This is a genomic window from Vibrio sp. 10N.222.46.A1, assembly GCF_041473595.1.
Taxonomy (GTDB): domain Bacteria; phylum Pseudomonadota; class Gammaproteobacteria; order Enterobacterales; family Vibrionaceae; genus Vibrio; species Vibrio tasmaniensis_A.
In genome coordinates, this window is the sequence record NZ_JBFRSN010001745.1 from 1 (window position 1) to 227 (window position 227).

Here is a 227-nt window from a genome sequence, read left to right on the forward strand (position 1 = left end):
AGAATTACTCAGCAGCAGCTTCTGGCTTAGCTTCTTCTTCACGACGTGGTGCACGTTCTTCACGGTCATCACGACGAGGAGCACGCTCTGCACGCTCTTCTTTTTGCTTAAGCATGATAGATTGCTCAGTCACAGCGCCTTTAGTGCGCATGATCATGTTACGTAGAACTGCATCGTTAAAACGGAAAGCAGTTTCTAGCTCGTCCATCACTTCTTGGCCAGCTTCA

General features: G+C 48.5%; 1 pseudogene. It reads right to left on the reverse strand.

The window, feature by feature from the left end:
* Positions 1 to 4: 4 nt before the first annotated feature.
* Positions 5 to 227 (reverse strand): annotated as a pseudogene (gene rpsF / locus AB4496_RS29135) (30S ribosomal protein S6); the annotation flags it as partial.